Annotated in this window: 25 protein-coding genes, 5 tRNA genes and 1 pseudogene; 17 read left to right on the top strand and 14 right to left on the bottom strand. The window is 61.9% G+C overall.

Going from position 1 to position 25,675, the window contains the following annotated elements; translation table 11 throughout:
- Nucleotides 1–78 precede the first annotated feature (78 nt).
- Nucleotides 79–1,017: a LysR family transcriptional regulator gene (locus tag LJX93_RS06820; protein WP_047583830.1), complete on the top strand. Its 939-nt coding sequence runs from the start codon at nt 79–81 to the stop codon at nt 1,015–1,017.
- Nucleotides 1,018–1,137: 120 nt separating this feature from the next.
- Here the strand turns inward: LJX93_RS06820 and LJX93_RS06825 are convergent, their stop codons facing one another.
- Both LJX93_RS06825 and LJX93_RS06830 read right to left on the bottom strand, forming a co-directional pair.
- Nucleotides 1,138–1,608 carry a GreA/GreB family elongation factor gene (locus LJX93_RS06825; RefSeq protein ID WP_095064146.1) on the bottom strand — a complete coding sequence of 157 codons (471 nt, stop codon included), beginning with the start codon at nt 1,606–1,608 and terminating at the stop codon, nt 1,138–1,140.
- 2 nt (nt 1,609–1,610) lie between these two features.
- Nucleotides 1,611–1,994 (bottom strand): hypothetical protein, encoded by a 384-nt coding sequence (locus tag LJX93_RS06830; RefSeq protein ID WP_033700624.1) that lies wholly within the window; start codon nt 1,992–1,994, stop codon nt 1,611–1,613.
- Nucleotides 1,995–2,125: 131 nt separating this feature from the next.
- On the opposite strand from LJX93_RS06830, the gene earP reads away from it, so the two are divergent.
- Complete coding sequence (earP, locus tag LJX93_RS06835; RefSeq protein WP_033700623.1) at nt 2,126–3,259, top strand: elongation factor P maturation arginine rhamnosyltransferase EarP; 1,134 nt, start codon at nt 2,126–2,128, stop codon at nt 3,257–3,259.
- A gap of 48 nt (nt 3,260–3,307) precedes the next feature.
- Nucleotides 3,308–3,880: an elongation factor P gene (locus LJX93_RS06840; RefSeq protein WP_095064149.1), complete on the top strand. Its 573-nt coding sequence runs from the start codon at nt 3,308–3,310 to the stop codon at nt 3,878–3,880.
- 57 nt (nt 3,881–3,937) lie between these two features.
- Here the strand turns inward: LJX93_RS06840 and LJX93_RS06845 are convergent, their stop codons facing one another.
- The 3 genes from LJX93_RS06845 to LJX93_RS06855 all read right to left on the bottom strand — a co-directional run bounded on the left by LJX93_RS06845 (nt 3,938) and on the right by LJX93_RS06855 (nt 5,974).
- A complete protein-coding gene (locus LJX93_RS06845; RefSeq protein ID WP_227696875.1) occupies nt 3,938–4,366 on the bottom strand; it encodes an organic hydroperoxide resistance protein in 429 nt (142 codons plus the stop codon).
- Nucleotides 4,367–4,507: 141 nt separating this feature from the next.
- A complete protein-coding gene (locus tag LJX93_RS06850; RefSeq protein WP_033700620.1) occupies nt 4,508–4,963 on the bottom strand; it encodes a MarR family winged helix-turn-helix transcriptional regulator in 456 nt (151 codons plus the stop codon).
- Nucleotides 4,964–5,017: 54 nt separating this feature from the next.
- On the bottom strand, nt 5,018–5,974 hold the full coding sequence (locus LJX93_RS06855) for a LysR family transcriptional regulator (RefSeq protein ID WP_033700619.1): 957 nt from the start codon (nt 5,972–5,974) through the stop codon (nt 5,018–5,020).
- A gap of 113 nt (nt 5,975–6,087) precedes the next feature.
- Here LJX93_RS06855 and LJX93_RS06860 point away from each other — a divergent pair, with 113 nt between their 5' ends.
- Nucleotides 6,088–6,837, top strand: coding sequence for a sulfite exporter TauE/SafE family protein (locus tag LJX93_RS06860; protein WP_186659388.1), 750 nt, complete (start codon nt 6,088–6,090; stop codon nt 6,835–6,837).
- Nucleotides 6,838–6,882: 45 nt separating this feature from the next.
- Here the strand turns inward: LJX93_RS06860 and LJX93_RS06865 are convergent, their stop codons facing one another.
- Nucleotides 6,883–7,734 (bottom strand): LysR substrate-binding domain-containing protein, encoded by an 852-nt coding sequence (locus tag LJX93_RS06865; protein WP_033701497.1) that lies wholly within the window; start codon nt 7,732–7,734, stop codon nt 6,883–6,885.
- 96 nt (nt 7,735–7,830) lie between these two features.
- Here LJX93_RS06865 and LJX93_RS06870 point away from each other — a divergent pair, with 96 nt between their 5' ends.
- Nucleotides 7,831–8,049, top strand: a complete 219-nt coding sequence (locus LJX93_RS06870; RefSeq protein ID WP_033700617.1) for a DUF1127 domain-containing protein — start codon at nt 7,831–7,833, stop codon at nt 8,047–8,049.
- 13 nt (nt 8,050–8,062) lie between these two features.
- On the opposite strand, the gene LJX93_RS06875 is transcribed toward LJX93_RS06870, so the two are convergent.
- Nucleotides 8,063–9,409 (bottom strand): class II 3-deoxy-7-phosphoheptulonate synthase, encoded by a 1,347-nt coding sequence (locus LJX93_RS06875; protein ID WP_033700615.1) that lies wholly within the window; start codon nt 9,407–9,409, stop codon nt 8,063–8,065.
- A 116-nt stretch (nt 9,410–9,525) separates the two neighbouring features.
- Between LJX93_RS06875 and LJX93_RS06880 the strand changes: the two genes are divergently transcribed.
- Both LJX93_RS06880 and LJX93_RS06885 read left to right on the top strand, forming a co-directional pair.
- The gene (locus tag LJX93_RS06880) at nt 9,526–10,281 is read left to right on the top strand and encodes a spermidine synthase (RefSeq protein ID WP_033700614.1); all 756 of its coding nucleotides are present in this window, start codon (nt 9,526–9,528) and stop codon (nt 10,279–10,281) included.
- A 298-nt stretch (nt 10,282–10,579) separates the two neighbouring features.
- Nucleotides 10,580–12,296 (top strand): annotated as a pseudogene (locus LJX93_RS06885) (DEAD/DEAH box helicase).
- Between the two features lie 148 nt (nt 12,297–12,444).
- On the opposite strand, the gene LJX93_RS06890 reads toward LJX93_RS06885, so the two are convergent.
- Both LJX93_RS06890 and LJX93_RS06895 read right to left on the bottom strand, forming a co-directional pair.
- Nucleotides 12,445–13,799, bottom strand: a protein-coding gene (locus tag LJX93_RS06890) for an IS3 family transposase (protein ID WP_156056779.1) whose coding sequence is annotated in 2 segments (ribosomal slippage) — nt 12,445–13,326 and nt 13,329–13,799 — 1,353 coding nt in all. Because the reading frame shifts where the segments join, the coding sequence is not laid out codon by codon here.
- A gap of 86 nt (nt 13,800–13,885) precedes the next feature.
- Nucleotides 13,886–14,653 carry a DODA-type extradiol aromatic ring-opening family dioxygenase gene (locus LJX93_RS06895; RefSeq protein WP_227696876.1) on the bottom strand — a complete coding sequence of 256 codons (768 nt, stop codon included), beginning with the start codon at nt 14,651–14,653 and terminating at the stop codon, nt 13,886–13,888.
- Between the two features lie 111 nt (nt 14,654–14,764).
- On the opposite strand from LJX93_RS06895, the gene LJX93_RS06900 reads away from it, so the two are divergent.
- On the top strand, nt 14,765–15,415 hold the full coding sequence (locus LJX93_RS06900; protein ID WP_033700609.1) for a thiopurine S-methyltransferase: 651 nt from the start codon (nt 14,765–14,767) through the stop codon (nt 15,413–15,415).
- 57 nt (nt 15,416–15,472) lie between these two features.
- Here LJX93_RS06900 and htpX read toward each other — a convergent pair whose 3' ends face one another.
- The gene (gene htpX / locus LJX93_RS06905; protein ID WP_016715101.1) at nt 15,473–16,360 is read right to left on the bottom strand and encodes a protease HtpX; all 888 of its coding nucleotides are present in this window, start codon (nt 16,358–16,360) and stop codon (nt 15,473–15,475) included.
- A gap of 310 nt (nt 16,361–16,670) precedes the next feature.
- On the bottom strand, nt 16,671–17,882 hold the full coding sequence (locus tag LJX93_RS06910; RefSeq protein WP_033700608.1) for a pyridoxal phosphate-dependent aminotransferase: 1,212 nt from the start codon (nt 17,880–17,882) through the stop codon (nt 16,671–16,673).
- A 167-nt stretch (nt 17,883–18,049) separates the two neighbouring features.
- Between LJX93_RS06910 and msrB the strand changes: the two genes are divergently transcribed.
- The gene (msrB, locus tag LJX93_RS06915) at nt 18,050–18,445 is read left to right on the top strand and encodes a peptide-methionine (R)-S-oxide reductase MsrB (RefSeq protein ID WP_033700607.1); all 396 of its coding nucleotides are present in this window, start codon (nt 18,050–18,052) and stop codon (nt 18,443–18,445) included.
- A gap of 13 nt (nt 18,446–18,458) precedes the next feature.
- Nucleotides 18,459–18,947 carry a glutathione peroxidase gene (locus LJX93_RS06920; RefSeq protein WP_033700606.1) on the top strand — a complete coding sequence of 163 codons (489 nt, stop codon included), beginning with the start codon at nt 18,459–18,461 and terminating at the stop codon, nt 18,945–18,947.
- Here the strand turns inward: LJX93_RS06920 and LJX93_RS06925 are convergent.
- Nucleotides 18,937–21,294, bottom strand: coding sequence for a response regulator (locus LJX93_RS06925; RefSeq protein ID WP_047583825.1), 2,358 nt, complete (start codon nt 21,292–21,294; stop codon nt 18,937–18,939). The two genes, LJX93_RS06920 and LJX93_RS06925, sit on opposite strands and share 11 nt — an antisense overlap.
- Nucleotides 21,295–21,357: 63 nt before the next feature.
- On the opposite strand from LJX93_RS06925, the gene LJX93_RS06930 reads away from it, so the two are divergent.
- Together LJX93_RS06930 and LJX93_RS06935 are read left to right on the top strand one after the other, a co-directional pair.
- On the top strand, nt 21,358–22,245 hold the full coding sequence (locus LJX93_RS06930) for an ATP-binding protein (RefSeq protein ID WP_033700604.1): 888 nt from the start codon (nt 21,358–21,360) through the stop codon (nt 22,243–22,245).
- Nucleotides 22,246–22,728, top strand: a complete 483-nt coding sequence (locus LJX93_RS06935; protein WP_033700602.1) for a GAF domain-containing protein — start codon at nt 22,246–22,248, stop codon at nt 22,726–22,728.
- A gap of 49 nt (nt 22,729–22,777) precedes the next feature.
- Here LJX93_RS06935 and LJX93_RS06940 read toward each other — a convergent pair whose 3' ends face one another.
- Nucleotides 22,778–23,545 carry a hypothetical protein gene (locus LJX93_RS06940; protein WP_033700600.1) on the bottom strand — a complete coding sequence of 256 codons (768 nt, stop codon included), beginning with the start codon at nt 23,543–23,545 and terminating at the stop codon, nt 22,778–22,780.
- A gap of 354 nt (nt 23,546–23,899) precedes the next feature.
- On the opposite strand from LJX93_RS06940, the gene LJX93_RS06945 reads away from it, so the two are divergent.
- From LJX93_RS06945 to LJX93_RS06965, 5 genes are all read left to right on the top strand, one after another.
- Nucleotides 23,900–23,975, top strand: a tRNA-Glu gene (locus LJX93_RS06945).
- Between the two features lie 3 nt (nt 23,976–23,978).
- Nucleotides 23,979–24,054, top strand: a tRNA-Gly gene (locus tag LJX93_RS06950).
- A gap of 92 nt (nt 24,055–24,146) precedes the next feature.
- Nucleotides 24,147–24,222, top strand: a tRNA-Glu gene (locus LJX93_RS06955).
- A 3-nt stretch (nt 24,223–24,225) separates the two neighbouring features.
- Nucleotides 24,226–24,301: transfer RNA gene (locus LJX93_RS06960), tRNA-Gly, on the top strand.
- 84 nt (nt 24,302–24,385) lie between these two features.
- Nucleotides 24,386–24,461: transfer RNA gene (locus LJX93_RS06965), tRNA-Gly, on the top strand.
- Between the two features lie 103 nt (nt 24,462–24,564).
- On the opposite strand, the gene LJX93_RS06970 is transcribed toward LJX93_RS06965, so the two are convergent.
- Nucleotides 24,565–25,650, bottom strand: a complete 1,086-nt coding sequence (locus tag LJX93_RS06970) for a fimbrial protein (RefSeq protein WP_033700598.1) — start codon at nt 25,648–25,650, stop codon at nt 24,565–24,567.
- Nucleotides 25,651–25,675: the final 25 nt, after the last annotated feature.

Genomic DNA, 25,675 nt, shown 5'->3' on the forward strand with positions numbered 1-25,675 from the left:
GGGCGCAGTATCGGTGGCTAATTACCTGCTGATAAGATGGCAATCACTATCAGCAGAGTAAACCTTTGGTTGTGAATCATGGCCATGGAGTCTTTCAACGCCCTCGAGTGCTTTATCCGTAGCGCCGAGGTTGGCAGTTTTGCCGAGGCTGCCCGCCGTCTGAGCCTCACGCCTGCCGCAGTCGGCAAGCATGTGGCCCAGCTGGAGGCCCGGTTGGGCGTGCGCCTGTTCCAGCGTAGTACCCGCAAGCTGACCCTGACCGAAGCGGGCCAGCGCTTTCTGGGGGAGGTGAGTGACAGCTTTCGCACCATCCAGTATGCCGTGGCCAACCTGGCCAGTGCCGAAGGCCAGCCGGCCGGGTTGCTGCGGGTGAGCATGGGCACGGTGTTCGGGCGGCTCTATGTGTTGCCGCTGCTGGGGGAGTTTTTGCGTCGTTACCCTGCTATCACCCCAGACTGGCATTTCGACAATCGCCAGGTCGATTTGATCGGCCAGGGTTTCGATGCGGCCATTGGGGGTGGTTTCGAGCTGCCATTGGGCGTGGTGGCGCGCAAGTTGACACCCGCCCATCGGGTGCTGGTGGCGGCGCCTGGCTATCTGGACCAGCGCCCACCCATCGATGGCCCGCAGGCGTTGCAGCGCCATGACGGAATCCTGATTCGCTCACCCCAGACCGGACGGGTGCGCTCTTGGCCGCTGACCAGCCGCTGGCAGGAGCAGCAGCCGTTGCTGCTGCGTCAGGCGATGACCATGAGTGATTCGGATGCGGCTTGTGCGGTTGCGCAGCAGGGTTTGGGCATCGCATTGGTCAGTCTGCCGTTTGCGGTACCTTACCTGCAGGCAGGGCGACTGCAGCGGGTGTTGCCGGACTGGTATGTGGACGATGGGCATATCAGCTTGTATTACGCCGAGCACAAACTGTTGCCGAGGAAGACGCGGGCGTTCATCGATTTTGTCGTGGAGCAGTTTGCGCAGCAGGGGTTGGCGGGGCAATTCGATGCGTTGCAGCGCCTTTAGATGAATGTTGCCTAGCCCGGCCTTTTCGCGGGGCAAGCCCGCGCCCACAGGTACCGCACAAGTCTTGGGTTAAGTGAAGATGATCTTGTGGGAGCGGGCTTGCCCCGCGAAGAGGCCAGCTCAGACGACCTCACTAATGAACAGAACCTGTGCCCCCAGGCTCACCTCATCATCGACCCGCTTGCCCATCAGCTGTTGCCCCAGCGGCGAGCGTGGTGTAATCACCGTCACCAGCTCGTCCCCGTCGCCAATCTTCAACCCCGCCGCCTCGGGTCCGAGAAACAGCCGGCGCTGCTGGCCATCCTCATCCTCAAGGGTCACCAGATTGCTCACCTGTATACCCCGCAGCGGGTCGTAGTCGCGCAGCAGCAGTTGCTGGTAGATCTGCAGCGCCTGGCGGATCTCGGCCGTGCGGCGCGCCTGGCCGGTGGCGAGGTACGAGGCTTCCAGGCCTAGCGTGTCGTACTTGTTCTCGGCGATGTTCTCTTCGGCGGTGGCGGCTTCGTACGCGGTCTGCGCCGCGCGGCTCAGCACGTCCACGTCATGTTCGAGGGTCGCGACGATGCGCGTGAGAAGCAGGGGCTTGTCCATCTTCAGTAACAGAACTCCAGCACATTGGCCTGGCTTTTATCGGTAGGTGCGGTGCGGTTCTGTTGCAGCCAGAACTGGCACTTGGGGCTGTTGAGGTTGCGCGGGTTACCCTGGGCGGCCTCGGCGGCCTGTTGCCGTTCCTGTTGTTGCAGGATGCCCTTGTAGCGCTCGAACATCTCACCCTGCGCATCCACCGGGGGCGCGGCGGGTTGGCCGAGGGCAGGGGCCAGGGCCTGGGCAACCGGCTGCACCTGCTCGGGCCACAGTTGCACTGCCAGCCACAGGCTCACGGCGATGGCCACGGCACCCAGCCACAGGCCAATGGCCACGCACAGGGTCAGCTGCAAAGGCTTGAGGGTGATCTTCAGTTCGCGGTGGCGGGGCATGGCGGCCTCCTGGCAGGGTGGGGCGGCGTGCATTGTCGCACGCTGCTGGCGAATTTTACCCGCAGGTGCTTTTGTCGACGACAATTTATCCGCAGAATCCGCGGTTTTCCGCACCATGAGGGGGAGGGCACATGAAGGCCACCTGGGACATCTTTTGCACCGTCGTCGACAATTATGGCGATATCGGCGTGACCTGGCGCCTGGCGCGGCAACTGGTGGACGAGCACGAAATCGCAGTGCGCCTGTGGGTGGACGACCTGAATGCCTTCGTGCCGATGTGCCCCGGGGCCGATGCCGCAGCGTTGCAGCAGTGGCAGCAGGGCGTCGATGTGCGCCAGTGGCCGGCCGAATGGGTGCCGATTGAGCCCGCAGATGTGGTGATCGGCGCCTTCGCCTGCCAGTTGCCGGCGCACTATGTCGAGGCCATGCGCGCCCGGGCGAAGCCGCCTCTGTGGCTGAACCTCGAATACCTCAGCGCCGAGCACTGGGTGGAAGGCTGCCACGGCTTGCCGTCCCCCCAGGCCAACGGCTTGCGCAAGGTGTTCTTCTTCCCCGGCTTTACCGAGAAGACCGGCGGCCTATTGCGCGAGGCCACGCTGCTGGCGCGGCGCCAGGCCTTCGAACAGTCCGCCGAGGCCCGCCAGGCGTTCTTGCAACGGCTTGGTGTGTACCCCGAGGTGCAGGCGCGGCTGATCTCGCTGTTCGCCTATGAAAACACCCAGCTGGGCAATTGGCTGGATGCGTTGGCGGCAGGTAGCCAGCCGACCCACCTGCTGGTGCCGCAAGGGCGCATTCTGGCTGACGTCGGCAGCTGGCTGGGCCAGGCCCGGCTGGAGGTGGGCGATGTGCGCGTACGTGGGGCGCTGACCGTGCAGATTTTGCCGTTCGTCAGCCAGGACGATTATGATCGGTTGCTGTGGAGCTGCGATTTCAACGCCGTACGCGGCGAAGACTCGTTCGTGCGTGCGCAATGGGCCGGGCGCCCGATGCTGTGGCACATCTACGTGCAGGACGAGAATGCCCATTGGGAAAAGCTCGAAGCGTTCCTTGAGCATTATCGACACGGCCTGTCAGCCGATGCCTCTGCCGCCCTGGTGGCATTGTGGCGTGCCTGGAACATGGACCGTGACGTCGGCCAGGCGTGGCAAGCGGCCCAGCAACACTGGCCAGAACTGCAGCAACATGCCCGTGATTGGGCGGCCCGTCAGGCCACTCGGCCAGACCTTGCCATGGCGCTGGTACAGTTTTACCGAAATTGGCTATGATATGCGGCCTCGATTTTTATAAATCCATCCAGATTCGGATACTTCGCAATGAAAACTGGTAAAGAACTGAAACCCGGTACCGTACTGCGGATCGACAACGACCCGTGGCTGGTGCAAAAAGCTGAGTTCACCAAATCGGGCCGTAACAGCGCGATCATGAAGACCAAGCTGAAGAACCTGCTGACCGGCTACAAGACCGAAACCGTATACGGTGCGGACGACAAGCTGGACGACGTGATCCTGGATCGCAAAGAAGCGACCCTGTCGTTCATCAGCGGTGACACGTACACCTTCATGGACACCACCGACTACTCCATGTACGAGCTGAACGCCGAAGATATCGAAGCCGTTCTGCCGTTCATCGAAGAAGGCATGGACGACATCTGCGAAGCCGTCTTCTTCGAAGGCCGCCTGGTGTCGGTAGAACTGCCGACCACCATCGTGCGCCAGGTTGACTACACCGAAGGTTCCGCTCGCGGCGACACTTCGGGCAAGGTCATGAAACCTGCCAAGCTGAAGAACGGTACTGAGCTCAGCGTTGCTGACTTCATCGAAATCGGCGACCTGATCGAGATCGATACCCGCGAAGGCGGTTCGTACAAAGGCCGCGCCAAGAAGTAAGTGTTCTTGAGATGCAGCAAAAAACCCGGCCTCGGCCGGGTTTTTTTATACCTGTGTTCAGACCGTTACATGCAGCCTTACATCCACATTGCCGCGGGTGGCATTGGAGTAAGGGCAGACCTTGTGCGCCTTCTCCACCAGCCCTTCGGCATCGGCCTGGGCCAGGCCTGGCAGGTTGATGTGCAGGTCGATGTCCAGGCCGAAACCACCCTCAATCTGGCCAATGCCCACCTTGGCAGTGATCAAGGCATCTGCTGGCAGGGCTTTCTTCTCTTGCCCGGCAACAAACTTCAGGGCACCGATGAAGCAGGCCGAGTAGCCGGCAGCGAACAGCTGCTCTGGGTTGGTGCCTTGCCCCCCCGCGCCGCCCAATTCCTTGGGGGTGCTCAGCTTGACCTCCAGCTTGCCGTCGCTGGAGCGGGATTTGCCGTCGCGCCCGCCGGTGGAGGTGGCTTCGGCGATGTACAGCGGAGTGACCTTTTGCATCTTGAGCCTCGCTAACGTGCTGTGCGCGACCTGGGGTGAGGTGGCGCTGGGTGGGTGTGGGATTTAAATTAGCGCGCAATTAGTTTGCGCGCAAGATAAATATTCACCGCTCATCTGAATGGCCATCTCACAGCATAGCGCTCAGAGGTTTTTCTGCAGGTTTTCGCGCAGGTCCAGCAGGTCGGCTTGCAGCTGTTGCAGGCGCTGCAAGCTGCGCCCGCTGGCCTTGAGGATGCACGGTGGCACCTGTTTGGCCTGTTGCTGCAGGTCGCGGCCCTTGTCGGTCAACTGCACCAATACCACCCGTTCGTCCTCGCGGCTGCGGGTGCGCTTGAGCAGGCCTTCGCTTTCCAGGCGCTTGAGCAGCGGGGTCAGCGAGCCAGGGTCGGTGAGCAGGTGCTGGCTGATCTCGCCCACGGTCAGGCCGTCGCGCTCCCATAGCACCAGCATCGCCAAGTATTGCGGGTAGGTCAGGCCCAGCGCCTGCAGCAGCGGTTTGTAGACCTTGGTCATCAGCAACGAGGTTGAATGCAGGGCGAAGCAGACCTGGTTGTCCAGCAGCAGCTCGTCACAGGAGGCTTGGGTGTCGGCGTTCATGCAGGTCCTTGGAATCATCAATGGGAAAATCTAGCACGCTGATCATCAGTGCGTTCACTGCCAGCGCAGTTCACTGCGCAGCGCCAGGTCCCAGGGTGGAATGGGGCTGAAACGGCTCTTGAGAAATTCGAGCAGCAAACGGCTGCGAGAGTTCGTTTCATGTGCAAGGCGCAGCGCATAAATACCGCTGCTCTCGGCTGCCGGCAGGCCGCCGTCGCAGAACAGCGCAATCAGTTCGCCGCGCAGCAGGTATTCGCTGATCAGCCAGGTGGGCAGGTGGGCGACGCCTAAACCGGCCAGGGCGCCAAACAGCAGGGTTTCGGCGTTGTTGGCGGCCATGCGCATGCGTGTTGGCCGATACAGTCGGGCCTGGCCCGCCACGTTGAAGCGCCAGGCGAAAGGTGGTGCCAGGCCGTCCCAGTCCAGGCCGTCATGTTCAGGCAGTTCGCTGGGGCACGCCGGTACGCCACGGCTGGCCAAGTAGGCTGGGCTGGCGCAGGCGATGCGCACCATGTACGCCAGCGGCGTGGCCACCAGGCGGGTGTCGGCCAGGGGACCCGCGCGCAACACCAGGTCGACCTCGCCCAGGTGGCTGCCGTGCAGGTCGACGAAGCTGTCGATCAGGCGCAGGTGCACGTCCAGCCCCGGGTACGCCACCAGAAAGTCGGCGATGGCCGGGGCCAGGTGGCGGCGGCCGAACGCGGCGGGGGCGTCGATGCGGATCAAGCCTTCCGGGGCGCTGCTCAGTGACACGGCTTCGGCGCGGGCCAGGCGCAGTTCCTCGATGATACGCCGTGCGCGCTCGGCAAAGGCATTGCCTGCCGGTGTGGCACGCACCGCGTGAGTGCTGCGGGTGAACAGGCGGCTGCCCACCGCGTTTTCCAGGTTGTCGATGCGCCGGGCCACGGCCGAGGGCGTCAGCGGGTGGCGCCGAGCGGCGGCGGAAAAACTGCCGGTTTCCAGCACATCGAGGAATAGGCTGAGTTGGTCGGTAAGGATGTCAGGGCTCATGGCGGCTCGGCTTTGCAGAAAACGCACAGCCATTGTGCGCTGCTGTGCGTTTCCCCACCAGCCCCGACTCGGTAGCATGCGCCCATTGCTAAAGAACGGCACAAGAGGCCCTGATGATCGAGTGGTTGTTGTATAGCGTGCTGGGCGCAGCCCTGGGCACCATGGGCGGTTTGTTCGGCATCGGCGGTGGGCTGATTGCCATCCCGGCGCTGGGCGTGTTGTTCGGGCTGGACCAACAGCTGGCGCAGGGCACTGCGTTGGTCATGGTGGTACCGAATGTGTTGCTGGCGCTGTGGCGCTACCACCAGCGCAATCGCATCGAACTGCGCCATGCGCTGCCGTTGGCGTTGTGCAGTTTGCTGTGCGCCTGGCTGGGTTCGATCTGGGCGGTGGGCATAGATGCCCAGGCCATGCGCCTGGGGTTTGTCGGTTTTCTGGTGGCGCTGGCCATCTGGAACGTGGCGCGGATGTTCTTGAGGGTTGCGCCGCCAAGCCCTGAAATGCGCTATGCCTGGCCATGGCTGGGGGTGCTGGGCAGCTTTGCCGGAACCATGGGTGGGCTGTTCGGGGTGGGGGGCGCGGTGGTTGCGACGCCGATACTGACCAGTGTGTTCGGCACCACGCAGGTGGTGGCGCAAGGGCTCTCGCTGGCATTGGCGGCGCCCAGTACGGCGGTGACGCTGCTGACGTATGGCGTGCACCAGAGTGTCGATTGGGCGGTGGGAATACCCTTGGCGGTGGGTGGGTTGCTCAGCATCAGCTGGGGCGTGAGGTTGGCGCATGCCTTGCCAGAGAAAGTGTTGCGGGCGATGTTTTGTGTGTTTCTGGTGGTGTGTGCGGTGATGCTGGGGTTTGAGCTTTGAGCTTTGGGGGCCGCGGTGCGGCCCTTTCGCGACGCAAGGCCGCTCCTACTTGAAGCCTTCGACGATGTAGTCGGCCATGCAATCGGTGATCGGCGAAGGGTTCTGCGTACTGCGTACCAACATCACATTGGCAACCGGTAACTGCGGCAACCCATCGTTTTCGCCGAGAATCCGGATATTGCCGCCCACCAGGCTCTGCAACTGCGCCGTTACTGCCAGCCCCGCCGTGACGATGGCAAAGATCGCCGCCAGGCTAGGGCTAGTATAGGCAATGCGGTAGTCGATGCCCTGTGCCTCCAGCGCATTGCAGGTCCAGGCGCGGCAAAAACAGTCGGTATTGAACAGCGCCACCGGCATGGGCCGTTGCTCCTGTGGGCAAAAACCTTCGGCCGCAGCCCACACCAGGCGCTCCTGGCGCAGCAACTGGCCAACTTCGTTGCCCGGCTCGCGGGTCACGATGGTCAGGTCCAGGTCTTGGCGCAGCATCAACTGCTTCGACGAGTCGCAATGCACCTCCACCTGCACCAGCGGGTAGGCCTGGGCAAAACTCGACAGGATGGTCGGCAGAAAGCGCATGGCGTAGTCGTCCGGCGTGCCGATGCGCACTACCCCGACCATGTGCGGCATGCGCAAGGTATTGAACACTTCCCCGTGCAGCTTGAGGATGCGCCTGGCGTAGCCGAGCAGTACCTGCCCCTCGGCGGTAAGGCGCACCTGGCGGCCATCACGCTCGAACAGCTGGCGCTGCAGGATATCTTCCTCCAGGCGTTTCATCTGCATGCTCACCGCCGACTGGGTGCGGTTGACTACCTCGCCGGCGCGCGTGAAGCCGCCTTGTTCGGCAATGGCGACGAAAGTGCGCAACACGTCGGCATCGAGACTTTGATACTGGGACATAGCATCAATCTCCGAGATGCATGGCATCAGAAACATTCGTTGGATTGATCTTAAGCCCGGCGTGAGACTGGAGCCATCAACACGGAGGGCTTCACGATGAAAGGTCATGTCAGCAGCATTCAGCAACCAGTCGTCTCACTGAACCACCTGTGGCATGCAGCGCTGCAGCGCCCGGCGCGCTGGCTCGAGCTGTACCGTCAGCGTCGGGAACTGGCCCGGCTCAGCGATGCGACATTGCACGATCTGGGGTTGAGCCGGGCGGATATCCAGCAAGAGGCCGAGCGGCATTTCTGGGATGATCCGCTGCGTAAATGACGGCGCCCGAACCTCAGCGCCGAACCTGCTTGAGGGTTTCGGCAATCAGAAACGCCAATTCCAGCGACTGGTCGGCGTTCATCCGCGGGTCGCAATGGGTATGGTAGCGGTCCGACAAGCCATCCTCGGTAATCGGCCGGGCACCACCGATGCACTCGGTGACGTTCTGCCCGGTCATTTCGATATGGATACCGCCGGCATGGCTGCCTTCGGCCTGGTGCACCTGGAAGAACTGCTTCACCTCATCGAGAATCTGCGCAAAGTCGCGAGTCTTGTAGCCGCTGCTGGCCTTGATGGTGTTGCCGTGCATCGGGTCGGAGCTCCACAGCACCTTGCGGCCTTCGCGCTCGACGGTGCGGATCAGCCCTGGCAGATGGTCGCCAACCTTGTTGGCCCCCATGCGCACGATCAGGTTCAGGCGGCCAGGGTCATTGCTTGGGTTGAGGGTGTCGATCAGGCGGATCAACTCCTCGGGGTTCATGCTTGGGCCAACCTTGACCCCGATCGGGTTATGCACGCCACGCAGGAACTCCACATGGGCGCCATCGAGCTGGCGCGTGCGGTCGCCTATCCACAGCATGTGCGCCGAGCAGTCGTAGTAGTCGCCGGTCAGGCTGTCCTGACGCACGAACGCTTCCTCATAATTGAGCAGCAACGCTTCGTGGGCGGTGAAGAAGCTGGTCTCGCGCAGTTGCGGCGCGCTGTCCAGCCCGCAGGCCCGCATGAAGGCCAGGGTCTCGTCGATGCGGTTGGCCAGCTGATGGTACTTGTCGGCCAGCGCCGAGTTGGCGATGAAGTCCAGGTTCCATTTGTGCACCTGGTGCAGGTCGGCAAAGCCGCCCTGGGCAAAGGCGCGTAACAGGTTGAGGCTGGCGGTGGCCTGGTGGTAGGCCTGCAGCAGGCGGTCCGGGTCGGGGATGCGGCTTTTCTCGTCGAAACCGATGCCGTTGACGATGTCGCCACGGTAGGCGGGCAGGGTGACGTTGCCAATGGTTTCGTCGCCCGAGGAGCGTGGCTTGGCAAATTGCCCGGCCATGCGCCCGACCTTGACCACCGGGCAGCCGGCAGCAAAGGTCATGACAATGGCCATCTGCAGCAGCACCTTGAAGGTGTCGCGGATCTTCGCCGCCGAAAACTCGGCAAAGCTCTCGGCGCAGTCGCCGCCCTGCAGCAGGAAGGCGCGGCCTTCGGTCACCTCGGCGAACTGCCGGCGCAGCTCGCGCGCCTCGCCTGCGAACACCAGTGGCGGGTAGCTGGCCAGGGTCTGCTCGACCTTGAGCAAGTGCGCGGCGTCGGGGTAGGTCGGTTGCTGCTGGATCGGCAGGGCACGCCAGCTGTCAGGGCTCCACGGTGCGTTCATCTCGGGCTCGATGTTGTCGGTTATAGGCTTTTGGCCATGGTAACAGTTGCCGTCGTGCTTGTTGCATCGGGGGTGTTGGCGGACAATGCGCGTTTTTGCACGGGCGAGTGGCGAACATGACGGCGGAACGGGAAGAGCGGCTACTGGCACGGGTCGAAGATGCCTTTGGCGTCATCAGCGTGTACGAGGTGGACGACTACCGTTTTCTCGAATTCGGCGATGCCATCGAGCAGAGCTGCGTGTTCACCGCCGACCCGAGCTGGCTGGAATATGACTACACCCGCGCCATGCTGGTCGGTGCGCTGTGCCACGAGCAGCCAGAGAGTGCGCTGTTTCTGGGCCTTGGCGCGGGTACGCTGACGCAGGCGTGCATGAAGTTCCTGCCGCTGGAGGACATCGAGGCCATCGAGCTGCGCGCGGACGTGCCGCGCCTGGCCATGGAATACCTGGGCCTGGACGATGACCCGCGCCTTTACGTGCGGGTGGGAGATGCCCTCGAACTGCTGCCCAGCGCCGAAAAGGCCGACCTGGTTTTCGTCGACCTCTATACCGACCACGGCCCGGGTGTCGGGCACCTGGCCTGGACCTTCCTGGAAAACTGCCAGAAGCAGCTCAACCCAGGCGGTTGGCTGGTGATCAACCAATGGGCCTGCGATGACGGCAAGCCGCTGGGCGCGGCGCTGCTGCGCGGGTTGTACCACCGCCATTACTGGGAGCTGCCGGTGAAGGAGGGTAATGTGATCCTGCTGGTACCGGCGGACTTGGAACAGATGCTGGACCTGGACGGTTTGCGGGCGCGGGCCGAGGCGCTGACGCCGCAGTTGGGCTATAGCCTGGCCAGCCTGATCCGTGAGATCCGGCCGGCGACCTGAAGGCCGGTAGCGTAGGGTTGGCAGGAATCGATTCAGCCTGCGGTTCGCTGATGGCGCGATACTGGCCCTTGCCCCCGAAAATTTTCCTCACGTAACCCGTTAATTCGGGTATAGTACGCGCCGGTCTTTTAGCGGACCTCAAAATCAGGTGGTGCAAATCCTCCGAGTCCAGCTTCGGCTGTTCGTCCGCTAGGCGGACCTTCCCAAGTTTTTCTTTTTCAATCGTTTTCGCAAATCCCCGCCGCCAAAGCTGCCTGGGTGACCTTCTGGTCTTTCAAGGCATGTGCAGCTTTGGAGCATGGGTCTTTGCGGATGCACCTAGAGGCAGACCCATGACCCAGGAAACCGGCGGATTCGCCGCTCTCGAACTCAATCCGAATATTGTTGCTGCTGTGCTGGCTACCGGCTATGAAGAGCCGTCCGCCATCCAGCATCAGTCGATCCCGATCATCCTCGCCGGTCACGACATGATCGGCCAGGCGCAGACTGGCACCGGCAAGACCGCTGCCTTCGCCCTGCCGATCCTCAACAAGATCGACGTGAGCAAGCGCGAACCGCAAGCCCTGATCCTGGCGCCAACCCGTGAGTTGGCGCTGCAAGTTGCTACCGCTTTCGAAACCTACGCCAAGCAGATGCCGGGCGTTAACGTGGTCGCTGTTTACGGTGGTGCCCCGATGGGCCCACAGCTGCGTGCCATCCGTAACGGCGCACAAATCGTCGTTGCTACCCCGGGCCGTCTGTGCGACCACCTGCGTCGTGACGAAAAAGTCCTGTCGACCGTACAGTACCTGGTACTGGACGAAGCCGACGAGATGCTCAAGCTGGGCTTCATGGACGACCTCGAAGTGATCTTCGATGCCATCCCGGCCAGCCGTCAGACCGTACTATTTTCCGCAACCCTGCCGTCGTCGATCCGTTCGATCGCCGAGCGTCACCTGCGTGAACCCAAGCACGTCAAGATCCAGAGCAAGACCCAGACCGTTACCGCGATCGACCAGGCTCACCTGATGGTGCATGCCGATCAGAAGATCCCGGCTGTGCTGCGTCTGCTGGAAGTCGAAGAGTTCGACGCGCTGATCGCCTTCGTGCGTACCAAGCAAGCCACCCTGGACCTGGCCGCCGCGCTGGAAGCCAAAGGCTACAAGGCTGCTGCGCTGAACGGTGACATCGCCCAGAACCAGCGTGAGCGCGTCATCGACTCGCTCAAGGATGGCCGCCTGGACATCGTCGTCGCTACCGACGTCGCTGCCCGTGGCCTGGACGTACCGCGCATCACTCACGTGTTCAACGTTGACATGCCGTACGACCCAGAGTCCTACGTACACCGTATCGGCCGTACTGGCCGTGCCGGTCGCGAAGGCCGTGCGCTGCTGCTGGTAACCCCGCGTGAGCGCCGCATGCTGCAGGTGATCGAGCGTGTTACCGGGCAGAAGGTTGCCGAAGCTCGCCTGCCCAATGGCCAGGCCGTTCTGGATGCACGCATCAAGAAGCTGACCTCGAGCCTGGCGCCGCTGGTGGCCGAATCGGAAGCCACTCATGGCGACCTGCTCGACCGTCTGACCGCCGACCTGGGTTGCAGCCCGCGTGCCCTGGCTTCGGCCTTGCTGCGCAAAGCAACCAATGGTCAGGCGCTGGACCTGGCTGCGGTAGAGCGTGAACAGCCGCTGGTACCGGGCGTTGGTGCTCCGCGTGAGCGTACCGGTGAGCGTGCCGAGCGCAGTGACCGTGGTGACCGCGGTGACCGTGAGCGTCGCGCGCCAATGCCGCTGGCCGAAGGCCGTGTGCGTTGCCGTACTGCCCTGGGTGCCCGTGACGGCATCGCTGCCAAGAACCTGTTGGGTGCGATCCTCAACGAAGGCGGCCTGGCCCGTGACGCTATCGGCCGTATCCAGGTACGCGACAGCTTCAGCCTGGTCGAGCTGCCGGAAGACGGCCTGGAGCGTTTGCTGACCAAGCTCAAGGATACCCGTGTGGCTGGCAAGCAGCTGAAGCTGCGTCGCTACCGCGAGGATTGATCCTGGCGTAATAAAAAAATCCCCGGCATGCGCTGGGGATTTTTTTTGCCTGTGCCGGCTGCTTCGCGGGGCAAGCCCGCTCCCACAGGTATGGCATTGGGCTTGAAAGCACTATCCATCTGGACTGCCCCCAAAAAGTTGGACAGTTCTATGCTGCCGCCTGGGTCCTGTACTCGACAGGGCTCAGGCCATTGAGCCTCAGCTTGATGCGGTCATGGTTGTAGTAGTGGATGTACTCATCCAAGCCCGCTTTCAATTCATCAACATTCTCAAACCGCTTGAGGTAGAAAAATTCTGACTTGAGCGTGCCGAAGAAGCTTTCCATAGCTGCATTATCTAGGCAATTGCCTTTACGAGACATGCTCTGCTTCACTCCACAACTGCGCAGTTTCTGGCGATACTGAGCCTGCTGGTACTGCCACCCCTGATCGGTGTGGAGCACGAGTTTCGGCTTCTCCCCCAGGGTCTTGAGTGCCTTGTCGAGCATGTTCCCAACCAGGCTGTACTGTGGGCGACTGGCCGTCTCGTAGGCGATGATTTCCCCGTTATACAAATCCATCACAGGCGAAAGATAGAGCTTCTGTTGCGCCACCTTGAACTCGGTTACGTCACTCACCCATTTCTGGTTGGGGCGCTGGGCGACGAAATTACGCTCCAGCAGATTCATCGCTATCTTGCCGACAGTACCTCGGTACGACCGATATTTCTTGGGTCGCACCAGTGACTTCAGACCCAGCCCAGTCATCAGTTTCTCAACGACCTTCTTGTTGACTAGCGGCCCCTCTTTTCTGATTGCTAGTGCAACGCGCCGATACCCGTAACGCCCCTTCTCTTTGTGATAGACCTGCCGAATTCTCTCTTTAAGCTCCGCGTATTTATCCGGCTTCTGTTGGCTCTGTACCTGGTAGTAAAAAGTGCTGCGAGCCAGTCCGATCAGCCGCAGCAGGTCAGGCAAAGGGAATCTACGTTTGAGTTTGGAAACGATCAGGACTTTTTCGCCGGTATTCGTTCCTTTTCCTCGCGCAGAGCCTTGAGCTCCTTTAGGACAGCGTTCTCCATGCGCAGATACTCAAGCTCAGCCATCAGCTGGTCTCTGGGCTTTTGCGAATCGTCGGTATCTGTGGGCTTTGCTGGTTTAATCTTCTTCAACACTTTAATCGGCTTTTTCTGGCGGATGACAGGGGCTACAGGGCTACCACTGTAGTACTGCCGCTGCCAGTTGCCTATCTGCGAGGACTGGCCGAGGCCAAAATGCGCAGCGGTTTGGCGAAGAGAGAGACGATGCTCGTGCATGTGGCTCAGCACTTGGCGCTTGAAGTCGTCGTCATAGCGCTGCCCGTGCGAGCGCGGACTAAGGCTGGACTTGCTCTGATAGCTGGAGACCCACCGGCGCAGCAGACTGACGTCGATACCGAAACGCTGGGCTACTTTTCGGAAGCCATCGCTACCATCTAGGTAGGCTGAGATGGCTGTGAGTTTGAACTGCTCTGTGTATTTGCCCATCGGTCCCCCCAAGGGTTGGATTTTTTGTCCAACTTCTTGGGGGCAGTCCAATCTGTGGGAGCGGGCTTGTCCCGCGAAGAGGCTCGTCAGTCGAACCGATAGATATCCATTCCCAGTGCGCCCAAGGTGAACCTCTGGTGCACCACGCCGAACCCGCCCCCAGCCCCCAGCGCAAAAAACAGCGGCAACAAATGCTCATCGCTAGGGTGGTTACGCACTGCAAACGGCGCCTGGCGTCGGTAATCCAGCAACGCCGCGCGGTCATCCTCGGCCAACCGCTGCACTACCCAATCCCGAAACGCCAACGCCCAAGGCTCGATCGCGTCCGGCCCGGCATGCCAGTCCAGCTCGCCGAGGTTGTGAGTGATACTGCCCGACCCAATCAGCAGCACGCCCTGCTGGCGCAACTCGGCCAGCGCCTGGCCGACCTGTAACTGCAAGGCAGGCCCCTGTTGGCTGGGCAGCGAAACCTGAATCACTGGGATGTTGGCGCTCGGGTACATCAAGCTCAGCGGTACCCAGGCGCCATGGTCGAAGGGGCGGTGCGTATCGGTACGTGCCGGCAGGCCAGCAGCGCCCAGTAACGCACATACCTGTTCGGCCAGTGCAGGCTCGCCGGGTGCTGGGTACTGCACGGCGTACAGCGCCGGGGGGAAGCCGTGGAAGTCGTGCCAGGTCTCGGGCTGCTTGCTGCCGGTCACCACCAGCTCGCGGCTTTCCCAGTGCGCCGACACCACCACGATTGCCTTGGGCTGCGCCAAGGCATTGGCCAGCCCGGTCAACGCCGGCCCGCTGGCGCCCGGGTGCAGGGCCAGCATGGGGGAACCATGGGAAATGAAAAGGCTGGGCAGCATGGTGAGGTCCTGAGGGTTAAGATGCTGTCATCTTCGATCAGTTACCGATCGAAATCCAAACCAAGTTTTCTGCGCTTTCTATCGAAGCGCTCGATCAGTATAGGAGCAGTCATGGAGCCAGCGTTCTGGCACAAGCGGTGGGCCGACAACCAGATCGGCTTCCATCAAGCGCAGGTCAATCCCTACTTGCAGGCGCACTGGCCAGCGCTGGCGTTGGCGCCTGGCAGCCAAGTGCTGGTGCCGTTGTGCGGTAAGAGCCTGGACCTGGCCTGGTTGGCAGGGCAGGGCCATCGCGTGCTGGGCGTGGAGCTGTCGCGGCGGGCGGTAGAGGGCTTTTTCCGTGAGCACAGGCTTGAGCCCGAGGTGCTGCACAGGGGCGAATTCGAGGTTTGGCGCAGTGGCGGGGTAGAAGTGTGGTGCGGCGATTTCTTTGCCTTGCAGGCGCAGGACCTGGCCGATTGCGCGGGGTTCTATGACCGCGCGGCGTTGATTGCCTTGCCGCCCGAGATGCGCTTGCGGTACATGCAGTTACTGGCTGAGGGGTTGCCGTCGGGTAGCCAAGGGCTGTTGGTGACGCTGGGTTATGACCAGGCGCTGTTGCCCGGCCCGCCGTTTTCAGTGGCGGACGCTGAGGTTCGGCAGGGGTTTGCGGGTGGCGAGGTGCAGGCGCTGGAAGCCGTGGAAATTATCGAGCAGAGCGAAAAGTTTGTTCAGGCGGGTGCGACGAGCCTGCTTGAGCGGGTGTATCGCATACAGCTCTGATGGGGTAGCCGCGTAAAAAAGGGCGACCGAAGTCGCCCTTTGTTTTTAGCGGGTGGCTCAACCGCGGCGACGCAGCGCCTCGATGCGGTCTTCCAGTGGCGGGTGGCTCATCAGCAGGCCTGCCAGGCCGTGTTTGAGGCCGCCATTGATGCCAAAGGCCTTCATGGTGTCCGGCATGTGCACCGGCAGGCCTTGCTCCACGCGCAGGCGCTGCAGGGCGCCGATCATCGCGGCCGTGCCGGCCAGTTGCGCACCGGCTTCGTCGGCGCGGTACTCGCGGCGTCGCGAGAACCACATGACGATCATGCTGGCCAGGATGCCCAGGATCAGTTCGGCAACGATGGTCGCCACGTAGTAGGCGATGCCCTGGCCTTCTTCGTTCTTGAAGATGACCTTGTCGACGAAGTTGCCGATGATGCGGGCGAAGAACATCACGAAGGTGTTCACCACGCCCTGCACCAGTGCCAGGGTGACCATGTCACCGTTGGCCACGTGGCCGATTTCGTGGGCCAGCACCGCACGCACCTCATCGGGCGAGAAGCGCTCGAGCAGGCCCTGAGATACGGCCACCAGGGCGTCGTTACGGTTCCAGCCGGTGGCAAAGGCATTGGCCTCGTACGCGGGGAAGATACCCACCTCGGGCATCTTGATGCCGGCCTCGCGCGACAGCTCTTCGACCGTTTGCAACAGCCACTGCTCGTGGCGGGTGCGCGGCTGGGAGATGATCTGGGTACCGGTGCTCATCTTCGCCATCCACTTGGAGATGAACAGCGAGACGAGGGAGCCGGCAAAACCGAACACGGCGCAGAACACCAGCAGGCTGCTGAGGTTGAGGTCGACCCCGTTGGCGGCCATGAACCCGTTGAAACCGAACAGGCTCAGGGTAATGCTTGCAACCAGCACCACCGCGAGGTTGGTGGCTACAAACAACAGAATGCGCATCATGGTTGTTACGTTCTCCTGACGGATGAGTGTGTTGCTTACTGCGGGGTATATAAGGGGCAAGCCGTGCCGATTCAATCGGGCGACTATTTCAAACTGTGTACGGCGGAGTATGGCAGAGGAAAAGGCTGGGGCTGTGAGGCAGAGCGTTGCAGGATGTAAGAGACATCATATGGGATTGCGGGGGGCTGCTTTGCAGCCCATTCGCGGGGCAAGACGGATCGCCGCACCGCCGCTCCCACCGGAATTCCACAACCCTCAGGTGCGGGGTTGCATCAGTGGGAGCGTGCTTGCCCCGCGAACGCGCCGGAATTTACTGCGAATAACCCTTGAGGAAGTTCCCGATCCGCCCGATTGCCTGCTCCAGGTCATCTACCCGCGGCAAGGTCACCACTCGGAAGTGGTCCGGCCACGGCCAGTTGAACGCCGTGCCCTGTACGATCAGCAGCTTCTCTGACAGCAGCAGGTCGAGCACGAACTTCTCGTCGTTGTGAATCGGGCACACTTTCGGGTCGATCTTCGGGAACGCATACAGCGCGCCCATCGGCTTCACGCAGCTCACGCCGGGGATCGAATTGAGCAGCTCGTAAGTGCGGTTGCGCTGCTCCAGCAGGCGGCCTTGTGGCAGAACCAGGTCATTGATGCTCTGGTAGCCGCCCAGGGCGGTCTGGATGGCGTGCTGGGCCGGCACGTTGGCGCACAGGCGCATGTTGGCCAGCATGTCGATGCCTTCGATGTAGCTCTGGGCGTGGTGTTTGGGCCCGGAAATGATCAGCCAGCCTGAGCGGAAGCCCGCCACCCGGTACGACTTGGACAGACCGTTGAAGGTCAGGCACAGCAGGTCTGGCGCCAGCGAGGCGGTGCTGATGTGCACGGCTTCGTCGTAGAGGATCTTGTCGTAGATCTCGTCGGAGAACACCACCAGGTTGTGCTGGCGTGCCAGCTCCAGCATGCCCAGCAGCAGCTCTTTGGAGTAAACCGCGCCGGTCGGGTTGTTCGGGTTGATGATCACCAGGGCCTTGGTGTTCGGCGTGATCTTGGCCTTGATGTCCTCAAGGTCAGGGAACCAGTCGGCCTGCTCGTCGCACAGGTAGTGCACCGGCTTGCCGCCAGCCAGGCTCACCGCAGCGGTCCACAGTGGGTAGTCCGGGGCCGGAATCAGCACTTCGTCGCCGTTATTGAGCAGTGCCTGCATCGACATGACGATCAGCTCGGACACACCGTTGCCCAGGTAGATGTCCTCGATGGTGACGCCTTCGATCTCTTTTTGCTGGCAGTACTGCATCACCGCCTTGCGCGCGCTGAACAACCCCTTGGAGTCGCTGTAGCCCTGAGCGGTGGGCAGGTTGCGGATCACATCCTGAAGGATTTCGTCCGGCGCCTCGAAGCCAAACGGCGCCGGGTTGCCGATGTTCAGCTTGAGGATGCGGTGGCCTTCCTCCTCCAGGCGTTTGGCGTGCTTGAGCACTGGGCCGCGAATGTCGTAGCAGACATTGGCGAGCTTGTTCGATTTGCTGAACTGCATGATGGGGTCCCGGTTGAGAATACGCGCAACGCCCCGTCGAAAGGTTTGAAAGGGCAGGGCGCGGGTGCCAGACTGAACGCCTGGCACACGAAGCCAACTAATATACGTGCCACCCGCGTTACGGAAAAGACGGCGCGGGGTGAAATTAAGCCTGCCGAGGTCCCTACATGCAAAAGATCGACAAGACACTTGAACAATGGCAGTCGATGCTCGACCCCGAGCAGTACCAGGTGTGCCGCCTGAAAGGTACCGAGCGCCCGTTCAGTGGCAAGTACAACAGCGAGCGCCGCGACGGCATCTACCACTGCATCTGCTGCAACCTGCCGCTGTTCGATGCCCAGACCAAGTTCGATTCCGGCTGCGGCTGGCCGAGCTTCTACGCGCCGATCGAAGACCGCGCGATGATCGAAATCCGCGACACTACCCACGGCATGATCCGCACCGAAGTCACCTGCGCCCGCTGTGATGCCCACTTGGGCCACGTGTTCCCCGACGGCCCACCGCCGACCGGCCTGCGTTACTGCATCAACTCGGTGTGCATCGACCTGCAACCGCGCGACTGACCGGAGCCCGAACATGGCTGGATCGATGCTGGATATCCCCTGCGTGACATTGGGCGGCGAGCACAAGAAACTCGGTGACTTCCCAGGCAAGGCCCTGCTGGTGGTCAACACCGCCAGCCAGTGCGGCTTCACCCCTCAATACAAGGGCCTGGAGCAGCTGTGGCAGCACTATCGCGAGCGTGGCCTGGTGGTACTGGGCTTTCCCTGCAACCAGTTCGGCAAGCAGGAGCCGGGCGAAGCGAGGGAAATCGCGCAGTTCTGCGAGCGCAATTTCGGCGTGAGCTTCCCGTTGTTTCGCAAGGTCGAGGTCAACGGGCCCGGTGCGCACCCGCTGTTCGTCGAGCTCAAGCAACGTGCCCCGGGCCTGCTGGGCAGCCAGAAGATCAAGTGGAACTTCACCAAGTTCCTGCTCGACCCGGCCAGCGGCCAGGTCACGCGCTATGCGCCGACCACCAAGCCGCAGGCCCTGGAAGCGGATATCGAGCGCCTGCTCAGCCGCTGACGGGCACCCAGTGATCGACCAGTGCCAGTAGCTCTTCGCGGCGAAACGGCTTGGCCAGGTAGTCGTTCATGCCTGCGGCGCGGCAGCGCTCACGCTCCTCGGGCATGGCGTTGGCGGTCAGCGCGACGATCGGCAGCTCAGGCCAGCGCCCGCTCTGGCGAATGCGTCGGCTGGCTTCGTAGCCATCCATCACCGGCATGTTGCAGTCCATCAGCACCAGGTCGAACTCGTCCTGCTCCAGGCATTCCAAGGCCTCGGCACCCTGGCTGGCCACTTGCACCTGGCAGCCGAGCTTGGCCAGCATGCCCTTGGCCACCAGCTGGTTCACCGGGTTGTCCTCCACCAGCAAAATCCGCGCGCGGCCTTGTTCCGCAGCCGTGCTCGGGTTGGCCAGCGGGTGCTCGGGCTCATGGCCTTGAAGGGTGCGCCGCAGGGTCTGGTACAGGGCGTTGCGGGCCAGTGGCCGGGCCAGTTGATGCAAAGGCGCCAGGCTGACGGACTGCTCGCTGGAGAGGAAATTACCATAGGCGGTCACCAGCAGGAGGGGCGTTTTCATCGCTGGGCGCAGCTCGAACAGATGCTCCAGGTCATCGGTGATCAGCAGGTCGATCTGCGTGGCATCCAGGCCTGCGCTGCTGTCATGGCGCTGGTACGCCAGGCCCCAGGCGGGTAACAGGTCTTGCAACAGTTCATGCAGCCCGCTGCCGGCATTGCTCAAGGCCACCACACGCCCCTGCAGCAGCGCGGGCGGGATAGCCTCGGTGTGGACGGTCAGCGGCAACTCTGCGCTGAACCGGCTGCCAAAGCCCGGCTCGGACTGAATATGCAGATGGCCGTGCATGGCCTTGCACAGGTTGCGCGTCAGGGCCAGGCCCAGGCCGGTGCCGCCGTACTGGCGGGTAATGCCGGCGCCTGCCTGGGTGAACGGCTGAAAGATCCGCGCCTGGGCCTCTTCCGGGATACCTATGCCGGTATCGCGAACCTCCAGGCGCACACCGCCGACGATCTTTGCCAAACGTATGTCGACGCGGCCGAAACGGGTGAACTTGAGCGCGTTGGACAACAAGTTGCTGACCACCTGGCGCACCCGTGTCGGGTCGCCGAGCACGCTGCTGGGGAAGTCGCGGGCGATCAGGCAGGTCAGTTCGACGCTTTGTGCGGTGTTCTGTGACAGCAGGTTGGCGGTGTCCTCGACCATCGAGCCCATGTCGAAGGCGATACGCTCCAGTTCCAGCTGGCCGGCATCGAACTTGGACAGGTCGAGAATATCGTTGAGCAGCTCCACCAGCACCTTGCCCGAGTCGTGGGCGATGGTCATCTGCTGGCGCTGCTCGTTGGGCAGCGGGCTGTCCAGGGCCAGGGCGATCATGCCGAGCATGCCGTTGAGCGGGGTGCGGATCTCATGGCTCATGTTGGCTAGGAAGGCCGCCCGCGCCTGGGCCATGTCGAGGGCGCGACGGCGGGCTTCTTCGAGCTCTTGATTGGACTGGCTCAGGCTGCTGTTGCTGGCCTTGAGCTGGTCGGTGCGCGCCGAAACGATGTCTTCCAGCTCGTTGAGGTACTGGGTCAGGCGGTTCTCGGCGGTGCGCCGCTGCTCGATCTCGGTGGCCATGCTGACGAACTGCTGGTTGGCGACCTTGACCAGCACGCCGATTTCATCGTGCTCGTGGCCGTGGGGGCATTCCAGCCGGGTTTGCCGTGGCTTGCGCGGGTCGCTGGCGCTGAGCGCACCGATCACGTTCACCAGCGGCTTGGTCAGCATCATGTAGAACAGCGCCAGCAGAATGCCGGTCAGCACCAGGCTGCGGGCAAAACCGGTGAGCAGGGTGACGCCGGCGCGGTCGAGGAAGCGGCTGCCGAAGGCATAAGTGTCGACATCCAGGTACAGGGTGCCAAGGTATTCTTCGGGCATGTGGGCAAGGAACAGGCGGTCCTGCAGCTGGCGCTGTTCGCCGAACAGAAAGTCGCTCAGCGGCCGGTAGCGGTCTTCCAGGCGCGGGCGCTCGACGTCGGCCAGCACGGTGTCGTTGTTGTCGATCAGCCGCGCGCGGACCACCGCCGGCGATTGCAGCAGGCCGCGGGTCAGCTCCAGGGCCAGTTCCGCATCGATGTTGTAGGCGATGCGTGAAGCCGGGTTGTGGCTGATTTGCAGCAGTGCACGCACTTCGCGGTTGATGGACGCGTCTTCGCTGGCATAATCGATGCCGATCTGGATGAGACTGAGCAATGTTCCCAGGATGAAGCCGACCAGGACTGTCAACCGGGCTTGCTTGTATGACAGGCGATTGGTGAACTTTATATCCATGAGTCCCGAGCCGGTTTCTCGTCCCTTGCGCTGCGCAAGCATAGCCGATCAACCCCGGCTGCTGGCGGCTATTGCCGCCCCGAATCTGAATGTGTAGGAGTCGTCATGGACGCCCGCTTGATTGCTTTCCTGGACCGCGCCGAATCGGTATTGGCGCGCCTCGAACCCCTGTTGCCGGCACTGCGCCCGGACATCGACTGGCACACCACTCTGGCCGCCCGCTGGCAGCGCGATGGCCGCAGCGGTTACCTGATGCCGCTGGAAGTCAGCCTGGACATTCGCCTGTCCGACCTGATTGGCGTCGACCAGCAGCGTGACCAGTTGGGCCGTAACACCCACCAGTTCATCAACGGCCTGCCGGCCAACCACGCGCTGCTGTGGGGCTCGCGCGGCACCGGCAAGTCGTCGCTGGTGCGCGCCCTGCTGGCCGAGCACGCAGGTGCCGGCCTGCGCCTGATCGAAATCGAACGTGACCATTTGGCCGACCTGCCGCGGGTAGTCGAGCAACTGCAGAAACTGCCGCAACGCTTCATCCTGTTCTGCGACGACCTGTCGTTCGAAGCCGGTGAGGGCGACTACCGGGTGCTCAAGAGCGTCCTCGACGGCTCGCTGGAGCAGGCTCCGGACAATGTCCTGTTGTACGCCACCTCCAACCGCCGCCACCTGGTGCCCGAGAAAGAGAGCGACAACGAGAACTGGAAGCGGGTCGATGGCGAGCTCCACCCCAGCGAGGCGGTGGAAGACAAGATCGCCTTGTCTGACCGTTTTGGCCTGTGGCTGTCGTTCTACCCCTTCACCCAAGACCACTTCCTCAACGTGGTCGAACACTGGATCGGCCAGTTGGCGCGCCCTGCCGGGCTGAGTTGGCAGCGTGACGAAGCCCTGGACATCCTCGCCGTGCGTTGGGCCACCGGCCGCGGCAACCGTAATGGCCGTTGTGCCTATCAGTTCGCCCGCTACTGGGTCGGGCTGCAATTGCTGGAGCAGAAATAAATGATCGACCTCAATGCCAGTGGTACCGGCCTTGACGGCTACCGCCTGCTGGCTGCGCAAGTGCAGGCGCTGTTTGCCGACGAGCGTGACTTCATCGCCAACGCCGCGCAGTTTTCGGCGTTCTTGTATAACCAGGTGGATGACCTGAACTGGGCGGGGTTCTACCTCAACCGTAACGATGAGCTGGTGCTCGGGCCGTTCCAGGGGCAGGTGGCCTGTGTGCGGATTCCGTTCGGCAAGGGTGTGTGCGGTGCAGCGGCGGCTACGCGGCAAACCCAGCGGATCGAGGATGTGCACGCGTTCCCGGGGCACATTGCCTGTGACAGTGCGTCCAACAGCGAGCTGGTGATCCCGTTGGTGAAAGAGGGGCGGTTGATTGGCGTGCTGGACCTGGACAGCCCGAAGCTTGGGCGTTTCAGTGAGGATGATCAGCAAGGTATGGAGCGCCTGGTGGCGATCTTCCTGGAATTGACCGACTGCTGAGTGGGTTTGCCTGTACCGGCCCCTGTGGGAGCGGTACAGGATTACCGAATCAGTCGTACATTGCTTTTTTCTTCCAGGTCTCTTCCTCATCGGTCTTGAGACCTTCATTCAATTCATTCTGCTCGTTCTGTGCCGGCTCCATCTGGTCCAGCACCTGCGCATTGGCGCGGGCCAGCAGTTTCTCCAGGTAGGTCAACTGCTCTTCATACACTTTCGGCTCCGGCTGCTTGCGCAGGTACTGCACACCACGCTCGAAAGCCAGGCGCGCCTGGCCCGGCTGGCCCTTCTGCAGGGCCTGCTGGCCAAGGTTGTTGAAGAACTCGATGTGCAACAGCACCAGGATATGACGGACTTCCTTGACCCATTGCTTGGCCTCGCTGGCGGGCAGGAAGCCTTCCTGGGCGGCGCGGGCTACCTGGTTGTGCAGCGCTTCAAGCAGAAAACGCACGTCCTTGGCCTTGGCCTCGGCCTGGATCGGGTTGGGGGGGTTGTTCACCGGGATCTTTTCGCCCAGGGCAATCAGGCCTTCGAGTTCGGCAATCCGCGCCTTGAGCTCGGCGTTGTGCTTGTCCACCGCCAACTGCCGCTGGTTGAGGTTCAGCTCCAGGCGGGTCAGCAGCAGTTTGAGCGCCGGGGTCATGAACTGGCCGGGAAAGGTCTCGGTGATTTCGCCACAGCGACGCAAGCGATCGGCCAGCTCGACTTTCAGCCGCGCGCGTTCGAGCTTGCTGTTTTCGACCACATTGTTGAGGTAGCCGATCACGATCAGTAACGCGATACCCGCCACGATGAGCAGGGTGATCAGAAGTGGTGTCACCGTTAATGCCTCATGAAGAAGTTATGCATCAGTGTAGGAGCAGGCTTGCCCGCGAGAGGCCCTGGCAGGCAAATCTCTTTTTATATCGGCCACGTGCCCTATAACTACAATAGCGCTACCGGATGCCGGCACATTGATACCGAGCTTGCCGAGGTGCCGTCAGAAAATCAACGCCAAACCTCGGGTACTCCTTGGCAGGGGCACTCAGATGGACCGAAGTCATTGATTTAAATAAATTTCTACAAAGGGGTTGACGGCTCCCCGTCGCATCCATAGAATGCGCGCCACTTGCAGCGTAAAGCACACAGCGGAACGCGGCAGGAAGTGAAAGCAGCATGTAAATGCTTGCAGCGTGTCCCCTTCGTCTAGTGGCCTAGGACACCGCCCTTTCACGGCGGTAACAGGGGTTCGAGTCCCCTAGGGGACGCCATTTGCGGGAATAGCTCAGTTGGTAGAGCACGACCTTGCCAAGGTCGGGGTCGCGAGTTCGAGTCTCGTTTCCCGCTCCAGTTTCTCCGGCAACGCTTAACGGCGGGGCAGGAAAAGAAAGCCCAGGCTGAATCGTGAGGTTCAATACCTGGCGCACTGAAAAGTGTTGTGTGTCCCCTTCGTCTAGTGGCCTAGGACACCGCCCTTTCACGGCGGTAACAGGGGTTCGAGTCCCCTAGGGGACGCCATTTGCGGGAATAGCTCAGTTGGTAGAGCACGACCTTGCCAAGGTCGGGGTCGCGAGTTCGAGTCTCGTTTCCCGCTCCAGTTTAAATACTGTGGCGTCTATGCGGTACAGTGGTGGTGAAGGTCTTCAGTGCGTTCACGCCGGTAGCGGTAAAGCTTCACAATGCGGGAATAGCTCAGTTGGTAGAGCACGACCTTGCCAAGGTCGGGGTCGCGAGTTCGAGTCTCGTTTCCCGCTCCAAACACGTAAACGACAGAAGGGACGAAAGTCCCTTCTGTCGTTTTTGTCGTTTGGGTTTTTATCCTGTCCGGTGCTGCCTGGCAGCACTGGACAGGGGGCGCATTTACTTGTAGCTGATGGTGAAGTTCAGTGCGCCTTCAGCCAGGCCAGGCTCAACTTTCGAATCTGTTTGATAGTAGCGAGCCTGGAAGTCCAGGCGAGTCTCGCCGATTGCCAGCCTCTTCACTGGCACTTCCTCTTCCAGCAGCATGCTCGACCCGTCATCGCGTAGCAGCTGAATACCAATTCCCTTGGCTGTCGAGTTGCTGGTCAGGCTGAACAAGCCCTGGCTCCGGTCCAGGCTGCTCGATCCTCGGGCGCCGTCCAGGCGAATATGCGCCATGGCCACACTGCCTGAGCTGTCATCCTGGCAGTCGTTCAGGCGAATGTGAAAGGGCACTTTCACGGTGGTCGAGCCCGTCCCGGTGAAGTCGGCCAGCGTATGGTCACCGAGTTGCACGGGGTCGGCACTGACCGCATCGGGCCTGAGTGTGCACTGGGCATGATTGATCGTGGCCCTGAGCCTGAAATCCATGACATCGCCTCGCATATCGATGATGCCGCGGAACATTTCTTCGTCGATACGCTGTGGCCCGGGTGCGATGGGGCCAATCTTGATCAAGGTTACCGTTGGTTTGAACCAGTACATCTGCGCGGGGCTGGGCGTGCGTTTGCGCATGGCGCCGGAGTAAGGAATGGCGTTCGGCGTGCCTGGGTCGGCGCTGAATCGATTCGAGTAGCTCACCGCGTTGCCATCGAAAGGTTCACCTACCTCAATCGTTGCCCCAATACCGGGAATCTTGGTTTGCAGAATAGGGATCTGCCGGGCGCTATTGCCCGCCAACGGCGTGGACAGTACGGCGATAGGGGCAGTATTGGTCAATATGGCGAACACTTCTCTGCCACTTTCAAAGTGGCACATCAGGCGGGTGCGCGCCTCCAACAGTGGGCTTGCAGTGGCAATGACCGTGCCATTCGGTGCATCGCGGGGCATCCATACTGATCCCATGTCCACTTCATAGTTTATCGGGCCAGAATGGCCGGGATCATAGGTGCAGTCAGCCAGCGCAACCTGTGCGAACGGCCACAGCAGGAGCGCGTAAGCTGCCAGGGATACGGGGCGAAAACGTGGGCGTGAAGTAATGTGCATGGGAGTCTATCCGCAGAGCGTGATC

This window comes from Pseudomonas sp. HN2-3 (genome assembly GCF_020691745.1).
GTDB classification, from domain to species: domain Bacteria; phylum Pseudomonadota; class Gammaproteobacteria; order Pseudomonadales; family Pseudomonadaceae; genus Aquipseudomonas; species Aquipseudomonas capeferrum.